This is a genomic window from Parafrankia sp. FMc2, assembly GCF_041008525.1.
GTDB lineage: Bacteria > Actinomycetota > Actinomycetes > Frankiales > Frankiaceae > Parafrankia.
In genome coordinates, this window is sequence record NZ_JBFLUG010000048.1 from 40,535 (window position 1) to 55,013 (window position 14,479).

Annotated in this window: 8 protein-coding genes; 3 read left to right on the forward strand and 5 right to left on the reverse strand. The window is 70.3% G+C overall.

Annotation, left to right across the window (positions count from 1 at the left end):
- The first annotated feature begins 10 nt into the window (after nucleotides 1-10).
- Nucleotides 11-3,196 (forward strand): non-ribosomal peptide synthetase, encoded by a 3,186-nt coding sequence (locus AB1460_RS18120; protein WP_368962717.1) that lies wholly within the window; start codon nucleotides 11-13, stop codon nucleotides 3,194-3,196.
- Entirely contained in the window at nucleotides 3,193-4,350 is a 1,158-nt protein-coding gene (locus AB1460_RS18125; RefSeq protein WP_368962718.1) for an acyl-CoA dehydrogenase family protein, read from the forward strand. The genes AB1460_RS18120 and AB1460_RS18125 overlap by 4 nt, the downstream gene beginning before the upstream one ends.
- Here the strand turns inward: AB1460_RS18125 and AB1460_RS18130 are convergent.
- Both AB1460_RS18130 and AB1460_RS18135 read right to left on the reverse strand, forming a co-directional pair.
- Nucleotides 4,299-4,928 carry a helix-turn-helix transcriptional regulator gene (locus AB1460_RS18130; RefSeq protein WP_368962719.1) on the reverse strand — a complete coding sequence of 210 codons (630 nt, stop codon included), beginning with the start codon at nucleotides 4,926-4,928 and terminating at the stop codon, nucleotides 4,299-4,301. The genes AB1460_RS18125 and AB1460_RS18130 overlap by 52 nt on opposite strands.
- A 65-nt stretch (nucleotides 4,929-4,993) precedes the next feature.
- Nucleotides 4,994-6,247, reverse strand: a complete 1,254-nt coding sequence (locus AB1460_RS18135; protein WP_368962720.1) for an amidohydrolase family protein — start codon at nucleotides 6,245-6,247, stop codon at nucleotides 4,994-4,996.
- A 1,124-nt stretch (nucleotides 6,248-7,371) separates the two neighbouring features.
- Here AB1460_RS18135 and AB1460_RS18140 point away from each other — a divergent pair.
- The gene (locus AB1460_RS18140; RefSeq protein ID WP_368962722.1) at nucleotides 7,372-8,304 is read left to right on the forward strand and encodes an ISAs1 family transposase; all 933 of its coding nucleotides are present in this window, start codon (nucleotides 7,372-7,374) and stop codon (nucleotides 8,302-8,304) included.
- Nucleotides 8,305-8,378: 74 nt separating this feature from the next.
- On the opposite strand, the gene AB1460_RS18145 is transcribed toward AB1460_RS18140, so the two are convergent.
- The 3 genes from AB1460_RS18145 to AB1460_RS18155 all read right to left on the reverse strand — a co-directional run bounded on the left by AB1460_RS18145 (nucleotide 8,379) and on the right by AB1460_RS18155 (nucleotide 14,046).
- Nucleotides 8,379-11,246, reverse strand: a complete 2,868-nt coding sequence (locus tag AB1460_RS18145) for a helix-turn-helix transcriptional regulator (RefSeq protein WP_368962723.1) — start codon at nucleotides 11,244-11,246, stop codon at nucleotides 8,379-8,381.
- Nucleotides 11,247-11,471: 225 nt separating this feature from the next.
- Nucleotides 11,472-12,857 (reverse strand): aldehyde dehydrogenase family protein, encoded by a 1,386-nt coding sequence (locus AB1460_RS18150; protein ID WP_368962724.1) that lies wholly within the window; start codon nucleotides 12,855-12,857, stop codon nucleotides 11,472-11,474.
- Between the two features lies 1 nt (nucleotide 12,858).
- Entirely contained in the window at nucleotides 12,859-14,046 is a 1,188-nt protein-coding gene (locus AB1460_RS18155) for a phenazine antibiotic biosynthesis protein (protein ID WP_368962726.1), read from the reverse strand.
- Nucleotides 14,047-14,479 lie beyond the last annotated feature (433 nt).

The window sequence follows — 14,479 nt, forward strand, 5'->3', positions numbered from 1 at the left end:
GGCAGCGCAGATGAGCCCACACGAGGCAGCCAGGGACGTCGAGGACGTCTACGAGCTCACCCCGATCCAGCAGGGCCTGCTGTTCGAGCAGCTCGCCCGCGGCGACACCGGGGTGTACATCGAACAGCTCCTCCTCACCTTCGACGGGATCCTGCGGCCGGAGGAGTTCCGTCGGGCCTGGCAGCGGGTCGTCGACCGGCACCCGATCCTGCGCACCTCGTTCCACTGGCGGTCCGGGGGCAGCGCGCTGCAGGTGGTCCGCCGGCACGCCGAGCTTCCCTTCGAGGTACTCGACTGGCGGGGTGTTCCGGTGGCTGAGCAGCGCCGGCGGATCACGGACTGGCTCGACCGCGAAAGGATCGCCGGCTTCCCGCTGGACCGCGCACCACTGATGCGACTCTCGGTGATCCACAGCGAGCCGGAACGGTGGATCTTCGTTTGGCGGCTGTCCCACCTGCTGATGGACGGCTGGTCCTTCGGTCTGGCGGTGACCGACTTCATCGACTGTTACCGCGCGGTGTGCCTCGGCGAATCCGCTGTCCCCGCCCGACGCCCGGCGCGGCCCTACCGGGACTACGTGGCCTGGTGGGCCGACCAGGACGGGACGGACAGCCGTGCCTTCTGGGAGGCGGAGCTGGCCGGGTTCAACCCGCCGGAGCCGCTCCAGCTCGGCGGCACGCCGCCGGCTCCGGGCACCCCGAGCCACGGGTTCGTCGAGCTCGACCTGTCAGACCTCGAACCCGGGCTGCGGGAGCTGGCCCGGACCCAGCAGCTGACTCTCAACACCCTCGTCCAGGGCGCGTGGATGATCGTGCTCGCCCACCACTACGGCACCAACGACGTCATCTGCGGATTCACGATGGCGCACCGCCCGGCGGAGCTCCCCGGCAGCGAGTCGATCCTCGGCCCGCTGATCGCGACCATGCCCGTCCGTGAACAGCTGGAACCGACCCGGACAGCGCTGGCCTGGCTACGGGACCTGCAGGTCCACATCGCGGCGGTCCGGGAGCACACCACCATGCCGCTGTTCGAGGTCCAGCGGATCCTGGAACTCCCGCTAAACGTCCCGATGTTGGAGAGCAGCGTCTCCTACGAGAACATGCCGATGCCGGACTTCGCTCTCACCGAGACCGGGATCAAGCTCGCCGAGATGAGCTACGACGGCCGGCCGCACTACCCGATCACCATGGTCATCATGCCCGGTGAAGGAATGCCGCTGCGGGTCATCTACGACCGCGGCCGGTTCTCGGCCCAGGCGGCGCACCGGTTCTGCCACCAGCTGCGCTCGGTGCTGAAGACCGTCAGCTCGACGCCGGAACTCACCCTCGGCGAGCTCTTTCCCGTGCCGGCGCGGATCCGGCCGCTGCCCGGCGCGGCGGACGGTCCCTGCGGCGTCGACCGGTCTGCCCTGCACGAAACCTTCTCGGCCCGGGTCACACGTACCCCCGACCAGGAGGCGGTGTCGTTCGCCGGGAACCGGCTGACCTACCGTGAGCTGGACGAGCGCAGCCGCTCTGTCACCGAGGCCCTGCTCGCGGCGGAAACAGCGCCGGGTGACCGGGTCGGCCTGCTCCTGGAGCAGTCGGAGATCATGGTCGCGGCGATGATCGGGGTACTCCGGGCCGGCGCCGCCTACGTCCCGCTCGATCCTGCGCACCCGCCGCAGCGGCTGGCGGCGACAGCCGGTGATGCTGGGATCGCCGCGGTGCTGACCACGGCCGCGTTGACCGGGCGGCTCCCCGGATTCGGCGGACCGGTCGTGGAACTCGACGGCCCGCTCCCACCGCCAACCGACCGCCCGTTGCCCGAGGTCGCGGCAGACGACCCCGCGTACGTCCTCTACACCTCCGGCTCGACCGGTGCGCCCAAGGCGGTGGTGGTCACCCATCACAACGTCCAGAGTCTGCTGGCCGCAGGCAGGATGCTGTTCGGTTTCGACGCCGACGACGTCTGGACCTTCAGCCACTCCTTCTCCTTCGACTACTCGGTATGGGAGATCTGGGGTGCTCTGGGCAACGGCGGCAGGCTCGTCGTCGTCCCGGCCTCGACGGTGCGCACACCGGACGAGTTCCACCGGCTGGTGGCGGAGGAGTCCGTGACGGTGTGCAGCCAGACCCCGATCCTGTTCGAGAGCTTCGCGGCCGCCGATGCCACGGCCACCCGCCGGCTGTCGCTGCGGCAGGTGTTCATCGGCGGCGACCGTCTGCACAGCTCGACGCTCCGCCCGTGGATCGAGCGCCACGGCGCGCGGGAACCTCGGTTGTACAACCTCTACGGCGTCACGGAGGCCGCCGTCGTGTCCACCTGCCACCGCATCACGGAAGAGGACGTCCGGGCCGACGCCCCGCTGCCGATCGGGCGCGTCCTACCCAACCAGCGGGCCTATCTCCTCGACGAGCGGGACCGGCCAGTGCCGCCCGGGGGACGGGGCGAGCTGTGCCTGGCCGGCCCAGCTGTCGCTGCCGGCTACCACAACCGTGCGGAGCTGACTGCCCGACGGTTCGGCGTCGAACCCGCACTGCCACGGGCGCGTATGTACCGGACCGGGGACCTGGCCCAGGCGCTGCCGGACGGAACGCTGCGCTTCTCCGGCCGCGACGACGGCCAGGTAAAGGTACGTGGGTACCGGGTCGAGCTCGGTGAGATCGAGGCCGCCATCCGCGCCCATCCGGCTGTCCGCACGGCGGTGGCGACGGCACGCCCGGACGGGACCGGTGGTTCGCGCATCCTGTGCTACGGCGTTCCCGCGGGCGGGCAGGTCGCCGAGGCCGAGGTGCTGGAGTTCGCCGCCCGGCGGCTGCCCGAACACATGGTCCCGGCGGTGTTCGGCTGGCTCGCCGAGTTCCCGACCACCTCCGGCGGGAAGATCGACGTCCGCGCCCTGCCAGAGCTGGGCACCTCGACCTCCGCCGGTCATGTTCCGCCGCGCACGACGCTCGAGCGCGAGGTGGCCGAGGTCATCGCCGGTCTGGTCGCGCTGCCGGCGGTCGGCATGCACGACCGCCTCGCCCACCTCGGCCTGCACTCCGCGCATCTCATGCGGCTCATGACGGTCCTGCGCGCACGCTGGGACGTCTCCGTCCCGCTCGGCGCGTTGTACGCGTCGCCCAGGGTCACCGACATCGCCCGGCTCGTCGAGGAGGGCCGACAGGCCACCGAGTCCGACGGGCATCCCGGCGGGGGCGACGCACGGTGAGCGGCGTCGGCGCGGGCAGCACACCCAACAGCGGGCCGTACCCAACCGACGCGGCATGGCGGGCCTCGGTGCGGGCCTTCGCCCGCGAGCACATCGCCCCGCTGTCCGCGGAGATGGACCGCTCCGCGTCGCTGGACGGCGGGCTGCGCCGGCAGCTGTTCTCGGCGGGTCTGATGGCTGTGGAGGCCCCGGTGCGGTACGGCGGGCGCGGGGGCTCCCTGTTCCAGCTGGTGCTCACCATCGAGGAGATCGCCCGGGTGGACTCCGGCGTGGCGGTCTGTGTCGACGTGCAGAACGCCCTGATGGTCGCGACGCTGCTCCGCCGGGGCGACGGAGACCAGAAGCGACGTCACCTGCCGCTGCTCGCCACCAGGCGGATCGGCGCGTTCGCACTGTCGGAGGAACAGTCCGGCAGCGATGCGTTCGCGATGTCGACCACCGCGGAGCAGCTCGACGACGGCAGCTGGGTGCTGCACGGCCGCAAGCGCTGGACCAGCAACGCGGCCGCGGCCGATCTGTTCCTGGTCTTCGCTCGCAGCGAGGCGCACGGCGTCTGCGCGTTCCTGGTGGAACGCGCGGCGGCTGGCCTCACCGTCCTGCCGCGCACCGAACAGCTGGGGATCCGAGCCGCCTCCACCGCCGACCTGGCGCTGTCCGGCGTGCGGGTCCGCCATCAGGACTGTCTGGGCGGGGCAGGCGGTGGCGAGGCAGTCGCCCTCGCCGCTCTGGACATCGGACGCATCGGTATCGCCGCCCAGCTCGTCGGTCTGGCCCAGGGCGCGCTCGACGAGGCGACCGCCTACAGCAGGCGGCGCCAGCAGTTCGGTCGGAAGATCGGCTCGTACCAGGGGATCCAGTTCGTCCTGGCGGACATCGCGACCGAGGTCGCGGCGGCTCGCGCACTGCTTTACCAGGTCGCCCGCGAGGTGGAAGCGGGGGGAGATGTCGGCGAGCGCCTGTCGCGGTCGGCGATGGCGAAGTACTTCGCCTCCCAGGTCGCCGAACGAGCGGCATCCCAGGCCGTGGAGGTGCTCGGCGGCAACGGCTACACCCGCGAGTACCCCGTCGAGCGGTTCTTCCGGGACGCGAAGGCGGGGAAGATCTACGAGGGCACCTCGAACATCCTGCTGCGCAGCATCGGCAAGGCTCTGTAGAAGACCGGGAGGACCGCGGGTGGGGGGCGTGGAAGCGGGTTGCGGCTCCGCGCGGTCTGCACGGACCTCCATGCCTGCTCGCCCTCCCGCCCGCCGCCTTCTCTGGCACCATGCCCTCCCGTGCCGCTCCCGGCGGTGCCGGTGCTCCCGGCGCGGTCCGGTGCGAGCCCGTACTGCAGGGCGATGAGCACTGCTTCGGTGCGGTTCGCGGCGCCGAGCTTGTGGTAGATCATGTGGAGGTGCGCCTTGACCGTCTGCTCGGTGATGTGCAGCACCCGCCCGATCCGGCGGTTGGACGAGCCCTCCGCGAGGAGGAACAGCACCTCCTGCTGACGGCGGGTGAGCGCGGGCGCCGGCGGGCCTGGTATCGCCCCGGGCGGGTCGGCGGTCACATCCGCCGCCCGTTCGGGCGGCCGGGTGGAGAGGCCGGCCGGCGGTTCCTCCGGGGAGTCCCCACCTGCCCGGCCCGTGGGGCCCGTCGGCGGAAGCCGTCCCCTGGCCCTGCGCGCGACGTCCCCGATTCCCTGCAGACATGCCAGAACCCGGTCGGCCATCTCGATCGCAGGGCGAAGTCTCACGGCACCTGGTCGGGTGGAGTGCCGGCCGTCAGGGGCATCCGGCGGTCCATCGACGACGATGTCCCTCACGCCGATACCGCGGCCGGCTGCTTCACAAGCTTCCCGGTCTTCCAGACATGAGTGATCTCGGCCGGACGGGCCAGGATGGCGATGTCCTCCAGCGGGTTCCCGGTCAGCCCAAGGACGTCGGCGTCGTACCCGGCGGTGAGCTGGCCGGATCTCGGCGCCTGGGGGCCGAGGGTGAGCGGCGCCAGCGCGGTGCCGGCCGCGACGGCCTCCTCCGGGCTGAAGCCCGCCGCCACCAGATGAACGAACTCCGCGCCGTTGCCGCCCCAGGCGAACGGGGAACCGGGTGTACTGGTGCCGAGGTCGGTTCCTGCCGCGACCCGGACTCCCACGGCTCGCGCGATCGCCATGGCCTCACGGTGGCGGCCTTCGAGCTCGGTCAGCTTACGCAAGGCGGCCGGCGGGACCTCGTCCCGATGGGTGAGGATAGCTTCGTAGGCAGTGCGTGTCGGTACCAGGGTGGCATCCGCGGACTTCATCTCGCTCGCGGTCCGCTCGTCCAGCTCCGTGCCGTGTTCAATGGTGCGACACCCCGCCCGTACCGCGGCCCTGATCCCGGCGATGCCGTGGCAGTGCGCGGCGACCACACGCTCGGCCCGCGCCGCCTCCGCCACCATGACCTTCAGCTCGGCGTCACTGAACTGCTGGTGACGCGGATGGTCCAGCTCACTGATCACCCCTCCGGACGCGCAGATTTTGATCACTTTCGCGCCCATACGCAGTTGCAGGCGGACCGCCCGCAGACACTCCGCCTCTCCGTCCGCGACCTGGAGCATCCCGTCCCGGCGATGCGGGTCCACCACCCAGGGATAGGGCAGGCTGTGCGCGTCGGAGTGCCCACCCGATGGGCTGATCACCCGGCCCGCGGAATAGACGGTCGGCCCCTCGGCAGAGCCCTCGTCGATGACTTGTGCGAGGTAGATTCCGTATCCGCCGAGCTCACGGACGCTGGTGAATCCCGCGTGCAGAGCGCGGCGGGCATCCCGCACGGAGCGGGCCACCGCGATCTCGGCCGGGGTGAGCATCAGGCGTTCGGTGCTCAGCGGGCCGCGGACGCCCGAGAAGTGGGTGTGGCAGTCCCATAGTCCGGGCATCGCCACCGGCACCGTGACTACCGTCTCCTCCGGTCTTGCCGGTGGCGCGCCGGCGGCTGGGCCCGCATAGGTGATGCGGCCATCCGCCAGCAGTAGGATGCCCGATGGTGTCGAGCCGCCACCTCCATGAACGAGAGTCCTGGCATGGATTCTGTACATGTTGACTGGTTCCTTTCCAGGCAGGAAAACAGTTCACACGATCGACGATTACGCCTGTCCCCGGACAATCCGACGGCAACGTTCGACACGGGCCTACCCGGGAGCAGCGACAGCGATAGACAGCCCACAAGCGCGGATTCCACGGGTCGCCGCCCCCGAGCGAAATTCCGTCCGCAGAACAGTAGACCGACCACACGACAGCCATGGAAAAAACGCGAGAATGCCGGCCATCCGTCAGAGACAGGAGGCCCCCGAAGGCGGGGCTACCAATCGGGCACCGGTAGCGCTACACCGTGCCACGTATCCGAACACCTCGCCAGGACATCCCCGTCAGAGGCGTTCGACCTCCGCCGACCCTGCCGACACCGACAACACCGTCAAGGCGATCATTAAATCTCCTTAGGGTCACCTAACTTCAACTAGTATGGGACATCAAGTCACCTTGAAGTCAATGCAAACCAGGTGCACTGCTTCGCCCAGGGCGGCCCGCAAGTCTGTTTACGCAGGTAGGCGGTGGTGCGCGGAAGGCGTGAGACTGGAGCCGGTGCTGGCGGGGTGAGCGGGTGCCTGACGAGGTGACCCTCACGATCCGTAGCGGGCGCGAGAATGATCGCCGGGTGGTCGTGGACGGCTAGCCGCTACGCTCTGCAATTCTCCGTCGGGTGGTGCTGGCCGGGAGATCGCCAGTCCGGGCAACGGAGAATCAACGCCCACAGGGCGGGTGAGGTGGGGCAACGAGGTCCCGGTAAGACGGAGATTTTTTAGATCACCAGCCGCCGGGAGGCCTCGTTGCCGGTCCAGTCTGACATGCCCGTTTCACCCACCGCCGGGAACAGGTCGGACGGTCCGGGGCTGGGGGTGCTCGCGGCGCGGGCGGCCACCGGTCAGGGCCTCGTGGACTTCCTGACCCAGGTGGCCAACCCGCGTGACCCGCGCGGAGTGCGCCACCAGCTGCCGGTGGTCCTGGCGCTGTGCGCCGTGGCGGTAGCCGCCGGAGAGAGCACGCTGGCCGGGGTCGCGCATGCCCCGCCCGTGGTGCTGGCCACGGCTGGCGCACGGGCCAGTCCCCTGACCAGCCAGCGTGAGGCGCCGTCGGCGGACGGTGATCCGGGGTCCTGTCCGCATTGGACGCCTCGGCGCTGGCGACCGCGGCCGGGACGGCGCTGGCCGCCCGGTCGAGGCGGGCCGGCCGCGCCGGGCGCCGGGTGCTCGCCGTCAACGGGAAGACCCTGCGCGGCGCGGCCGGCCTCGATGGCCAGGCTCCGCACCTGCTCGCGGTCGCTGAGCACACCACCGGCACCGTGCTCGCCGCACACGAGATCGGCGCGAAGACCAACGAGGTCACCGCATTCGGCCCGCTGCTACGCGAACTGCACGGCCACGACCCGCTGACCGGGACTGTCATCACCGCCGACGCCCTGCACACCACCCGCGGCCACGCCGACCTGATCGTCACCGGACTCGGCGCGCACTTCGTGTTTACCGTCAAAGCCAACACCCCGGCTCTGGCCGTCGACTGTGTTCAGGCCACCGACTGGACCAAGGCCCCGGTCGGCCACAGCAGCGAGGAGAAGGCCCACGGCCGGCTCGAGAAGCGCACGATCCAACTCGCCGAGGCCAGTGGCACGATCCGCGCCCGCCACCCCCACGCCCGCACCGTTGCGCGCCTGCGCCGCCGCGTCATGCGCACCGTGACCACCGGCAGGGGCTGCCGTCAGGTCACCAGAAAGATCCCGACGACCGTCACCCTCCACATCTTGACAAGCCTGGCCCTCGACGAGGTCACCCCCGCCGAGCTCGCCGGCTACGTCCGCGGGCACCGAACGATCGAGAACCGCATCCACTGGGTCAGAGACGTCACTTTCCGTAAATATGCTCCAGGATCCGGACCGGCCCCTTACCCCGCATCATGGCCACACTCCGTAACATCGCCCATCGGGTTGATCCGTCTCGCCGGTCACAACCGCATAGCCCCCACCATCTACAGAATCCGCCACGACAACACCCTGCTCCTGGCCATCCTCACCCTGGACAACCCCACCGACCTGCATCAATGACTTTGCGGGCCGCCCTGCTGCTTCACCTGGCAGCCTGGAACGAAATAGCTAGGCAGGTACACGGTGGTGACGGTTCACGGCAGACCCAGACTGATGGCGCCGAGATCACCCCGACCCGTGATCCCGAGCTTGCGGTAGACCTGCGTCAGATGCATCTCCACCGCTCGGCGTGTGACGAAAAGCTGCGCAGCGATCTCACGATTGGTTCGGCCGGCCGCCGCCAGCCGGGCGATGCGCCGTTCGCTGGCCGTCAAAGCCTCCGGGCCGTAGGTCCGACCACGCACCCGGCCGCCGAGATCCCGCAACTCGTTGCCGTACCGCTCCCGGAGACGTCGAGCGCCGGCCTTCTCGGCCTGGGCGCAGGCCGCACGCAGGTTCGCCCGCCCCGCCTGCACCCGCCCGGTGCGACCGAGCACCCTGCCGTGTTCGCCCAGCGCGACGATCAGGTCAAGGCTCGGCGGGTCACGCAGCACCGAGACCGCCTCAGCGAGGATTCGGGCTCCCGCCACTCCCCCGGTCGCCTGCCCCAGGGCGCCCAGCGCGCAGCCCAACTCGCGACGGTTCTCCCGGCCACGCGCCGTGGCCAGATCGATGCGTGCCAGCTCCAGCGCGGCTGAGCGATCCCCGACGTCGAGCAGGGCCGGTACGACGCGGGACCGCCACGGCAGCCGGTAGGGCACCGCCTCGCCCCAGCTCTCCAGCAGCTGTCCACAGCGCAGGAGATCCGCGACGGCGCCCTCGGCGTCGGCGGCCTCGTGGCGCAGGCGGCCCCGGCTGCACAACAGCACCACGTGATGCCATCCCATGGAGGTGTCGCCGTCAAGATCGACCTCGGCGAGCAGCCGCAGCGCCGGGCCGAGCTCGCCGCGTTCGACGCAGGTCTCGACCAGCGGGCCGAGAGCCGCGATCACACCGGTAAGGCGTTGCGGATGCTCCAGTGCGGCCAGGCGGGACAGCGCCTCCCCCGCGGCCACCGCCGCCTCGTCGACCCGGGCCGCCGCCAGGAGGACTTCGGCACTCAGCGCGAGTGTCAGCACCGCCCGGACCGGACCCGCCCCCTCGGGTGGCGGCGACACGGCGAACGGCGACAGCGCCACGGCGGGATCGGCGGCGAGTCGACCGCGGAGGAACATCGCCCAGGTGACGGCGAGCCCCGTCGGGTCGTCGGGACGAAGGAAGCGCCACGCCCGCTCCAGGGACATCCGCCGACCGGACGCACCGCCGCGCAGTGCGGCGACGATCTCCTCGGCCTCGTCGTCGAGGTCCCGATCCGAGCTCTGGCCCGAGCTCTGGTCCTGGCCGGTGGCCAGCCGCGACCGCAGGGACGGACCCGGTCCCACGGCTGTCGGATCCTGCGCGGCCAGCGTCGCCTGAAGCACGTCGGCCCGACGCGCGAGGGGGTCACGCAAGCCGGCGGGAGACCCGTCGCGCAGCACCTTCCCCGCTGCCTGTGCCCGACCCAGCGCATCGAGAGCCCTGGCCTGTTCGAACCCGATCGCCCGACGCCGCCGCGGATCCTGCGTGAGCCGAGCGGCGTCCTCGAACCGGGTCAGAGCCAGTTCCGGATCCTGATCGAGCTCCACCGCACCGAGCAGGCACAGGGCTTCGGCTCGACACTCATCGGGCAGCGGGTGGGCCAGCACCAGGCGCAGGATTACCGGCCGCTCTCCCGGCGGCACGGCCCGCAGTGCCCGGCCCAGCGGAGCCGACAGCAGTGCGCCCACCGCCGGATGGTCACTCACCCGGCTGCCGAGGAGGTAGGACACCAGCGCTCCATCAGCCGCCCCACCTGCGCCCAGCAGTCGCGCGCCACCGAGAACCAACCGCACCCGCTCGGCCACGGGGACCGCTTCGAGAACCGCCGCCTGGATGACGGGATGCCGGAATGCCGGAATGCCCAGGGGCCCGGACGGTCCGGAGGACCAGGCCAGCGCAGGCGGGCACAGACCGAGCCGGGCGAGCGTCCCCACAGCCCGCTCCGCGTCCAGCACCGACACCCGCGCGAGGCTCGCCAGTGACGCGACAGCCGGCCGCTCTCCACCGGAGGGAACCACGTCTGGGAGGTCCGCCCCACCGGGGACGGGCCCCGCGAGCACCGCCAACGCCCGCGCGATGGGCATGGCGTCGCCCAGCCGGCCCGACAGCCAGGGGAGCACACCCGACGGGACGATGTGCGGCTCCGGCTCCGGCTCCCCGTTCTTCCAACCCAGCGCCGACATCACCTGGTCGAGCAGGAAGGGGTTGTCACCGGTCCACCACCGCAGACGCGCGCGGAAATCGCGGGACGCCCCGGGCAGCGCCCAGCCGACGAAGTCGTCAGCGGCACGTTCGTCCAATGTGTCCAGGACCAGTCGCCTGCCACCGCGCATCTCATGGAACAGCTCGTCAAGCAACATCGGCTCCGGCCGCAGCCGACCCGAGAGCCTGCCGATCAGGACACCCAGCCGCCGACCGGTCAACCGGCGGGCGACGAAGGCCAGGCAACGCAACGAATCTGCGTCGGACCACTGCGCATCGTCCACGACCACGAGCATGGGCGACGCGGCTGACCGGGCAGACAACTGGTCGTCAAGCCTCCGACACGCCTCATCAATCGTCTGGCGCGTCGCATCAGGCCCCCGCCGGGTTCCGTCGGGCCCCCGGGACGGCTGCGGGACAGACGCCTGCGGACCGGCGCCGAGGTCCCGCTCGGCAGAGGTGATCTCCAGCAGCCGACAGGCGACCTGCAGCCGCGCCCCGGTCTCGTGGCGGCTTCCTGCCGCCTCGGCGACCCGGAAACCGCGCCTGCACGCCGATGCGACGACAGCCCCGAGCAACGCCGAACGGCCGGTGCCCATCCCGCCCTCGACGCTGAGGACCGATCCCGCTCCGCCCTCAACCTGGGCGAGCCAACGTTCGGCCGCGGCACGGTGCGGGCCACGGCCGAACAACGGACGCGGCACCCCGACACAGACGGGGGCCGTGACAGACCCGGATCTCCGGATGTAGAAATTCTTCCTCATACGGTCATGCACTCGCCAACTAATATCATCCGCGTTGAAACAACCACAACGGTTCTAATCCGATTGTCATGGTGTCAGGGACCGGTTGGCGGGGTTTCGGCACGGCGGTTCTAGTACTGGCCGGAACCGGCGTACCACAGTGACCACGAGGCCTGCACAGAGTTCCTATTTCCCGGTACGCGCGAAACTCTTGCTCCGCATCAGGAACTCGCCGAGGTAACCGTCATGAGGGAGTCCGGGGCGCGTCCAGGTAGTGGGGATGGGGCCGATATAAACATTGGCGATACCAGGTTCCCCGACGAGTTCCCGGATCAGGTTCTCGTCCTCGGTGACGGCGGTGAGAACGAGGGTTTCGCTCAGTGGTCCGATCCCGTCAGACCTGCGCCAGGGCGCAACCCATACGCAGGGGAAACCGAGCTCGACCCTGAGCTGGGGCGCACCGGCATGTTCGACGACGAAGACCGCGGGGGTGAGCGACGCCGAGCCATCCCCGAGATCGGCCGACACACCCGCCCCGCCGAGCAGCCCCTTCGCACCGCCGGCGGCGGAGCGCAGATAGTCATCGACGGCTCGTGCCTCCCCCAGGGACTTCACCGGCAACGTGGCCTCGGCGTGTTCGGGGGGCAACGGACGCAGCCGCCCGAGCCGGTCCGCCAGCGCCTCGGCCAGGGGCAGCGGGTCGCCTTCCACGAACACCGCCGTCGCGTTGACGCAGCCCGTTCCCGCCTGGTCCGCGACGGACTCGACGATCAGGTCGAGATGACGCGCCGGATCCTCGCCATCCGCGATTAGGATCTTCGACCGTCCGGGTCCCTGGGAGAGCACCGCGGTGCCGCCGTATTTCCGCGTGACCTGGTCGCCCCCGAAGGCGATCGCCAGATCCGCCGCCGAGATGACCGCGCCCGCGGTGCTGTGCCCGGTGGGCAGCAGCACCGCCTGGTCGCCCCCGAGCCCCGCCTCGCGCAGTGCCAGCACGAGCCGGTGCGCGGTGAACGGCTCCCGACGCGAGGGCCGCACGGCGACCCGGTAGCCGAGCGCAACAGCATCCAGCCAGGCGGTGTGGATCGCCGGAGTGTTGGCCGGGGCGTGCACGGCGAGAACATCGCCACGCCGGGTCCACACTCCCCCGCCGTTCGGTGTGGCGGCCGCCCGCCAGTCCGCCGCGGCACCCGTCGGCCGGGCCTGTCCCGAGGCATCACTCGCCTGCGCCGCGTAGTCACCGAGATGCTCCGTCGTCCGGCGGACGGCGGAGATCGGCAAGCCGGACACCCGGGCCACCCGGTGGCGGTACTCGTCCACGGTCAGTCCACCGACGGTGCCGGTGGCGAAGAGCGCGCCGGCCGCGGCCAGGATCGCCCGGCGCCGCTCGGGCGGCGGGGGCTGCGCCCGCCGCAGCGCCCGCATGGCGCGCTGCACGAACAGCGAGGGCACCAGGCTGAGGTCGGCGACATGCCGCCCGGCGACGTCATCGACCCGTTCGGTGGTGCGTGACCGGTAAGCACCGCTGGGACCGAGGGCATCAAGCCCGATCACCGCGGGACCCGCCGACACCTCAGTACACCCCTTCGATCACCCGGACGTCCCCGAACTCCTGGACGGGCGCCACCTCGGAGATCGAGTCCCCGCTGTGACCCAGACCGTGCGGATGACGGACCGCAGTGTCCCGCTCGAGATTGTTCGGCAGGAAGAGGTTCCGGGTGATGTGGTGGGTGAGCAGCTGGCCGCGTTCTCCGTAGGGCACCGGCTGACGCGTCTCCGGGTCGACGACGGAGAACGAGGAGAACGGGGACGGGGGGTCGAAGACCGCCGGCTCGTCGGAACGGCCCCCGGGGCGCTCCGGAATCCCGCAGAAGATCATCGCGCTGCCGAAGATCCCGATCAGATCGACACCCGGGAACACATCCGTCCGCAACATCTCGCGGGTGTCATGATCCATCGACGCGCCGCTCCAGGTGATGGTGGAAACCTTCTCGTTGATCAGATCGACGAGGTGATCCCGCTGACAGACAGCCTCCAGCAGAGGTGGGGTGATGGCAATCAGACCGATGTCCTGGCTGCGCAGAATCCACTCGATCTGGTCCACCAGGTGCTCGACGTAGGACCTGAGCTCGTCGACGGCCCCGCGGGCAGCGCACCGCTTCGCCCACCTCGGGTCGAGGTCGACCGTGAAGTAGATCGCCCCGAAATGGGCCGCGGTGTCGCGGGCCAGTATGCCGACCATGTGCGGCCCCGCCGGAACCACCCCGAGCCAGTTCCGGTCGACTCCGACGCCGTGCTCGGCGAGCCTCGACCAGTACCAGGTCCAGGACTGCTTCTTGACGTCGGGAAAGGTGAACACGCGTTTCGGCTCACCGGTGGTGCCCCCACTCTCTCCGACCTCCGGCCGCACACCGGACGTCCCAGAAGCGGAGTATCCCAGCGGCACAAGGCTCTCCAGCGGCACCGCACGGAGATCGTCAACGACATTGTCGAACATCGCCAGGTCGGCCATCGTCCGCACATCCACCACCGGATCGAAGTCGAGTGCCCGCGCTCGTTCCAGCCAGAACGGAGATCCGGTCTCCGGACTGAAATGCCACGCCATCGCCTCCCGGATGAACTCGTCGGACTTTGGCGGGCTCTCCCATGGCAGGTCGAGCAACCCATCGGAGAGCACGGGGATGGGCGACCGGTCGGGGCGAAGAAGCAGCTCAGGAAAGGGCGGGTGGGAAGGCGAAGGTCGCTGGTCGGGCGACGGCAAGTTGTCCTCCTCGACCTGGGAACGCTGGGGCCGCAGCACCTTTCTGGGAGTAGCGGTATCTCCTCCGGGCGCAGATGGAAAGCGGCACGACCCACGATGCGCCACTTATCCCGGTGAAGTCATTTCGGTCGTGCCGAAGACTTGACCGAAGCGACGCCACGAGCAGGAATCGCGGGGGTGTCCACCGGAAGCGGTCGGTCATATGAGTGGCCGGCTGTGGGGTGCCAAAAGTCGACTTGGGCCCGTGAGCTGGGGTGATGCGACGATGGAGAACTGGCGGCATGATGGTCAGTCGTGTCCGTGCGTCTGCTCTATCTGATCTTCGTGCGGGTGTGTGGCTGGTTGGTTCTCCTCGGCCGTTCGTCAGCCTCGAAGGACATCGAGCTGCTGGTGCTGCGGCATGAGGTCGCGGTGCTGCGCCGTACCCAGCCCA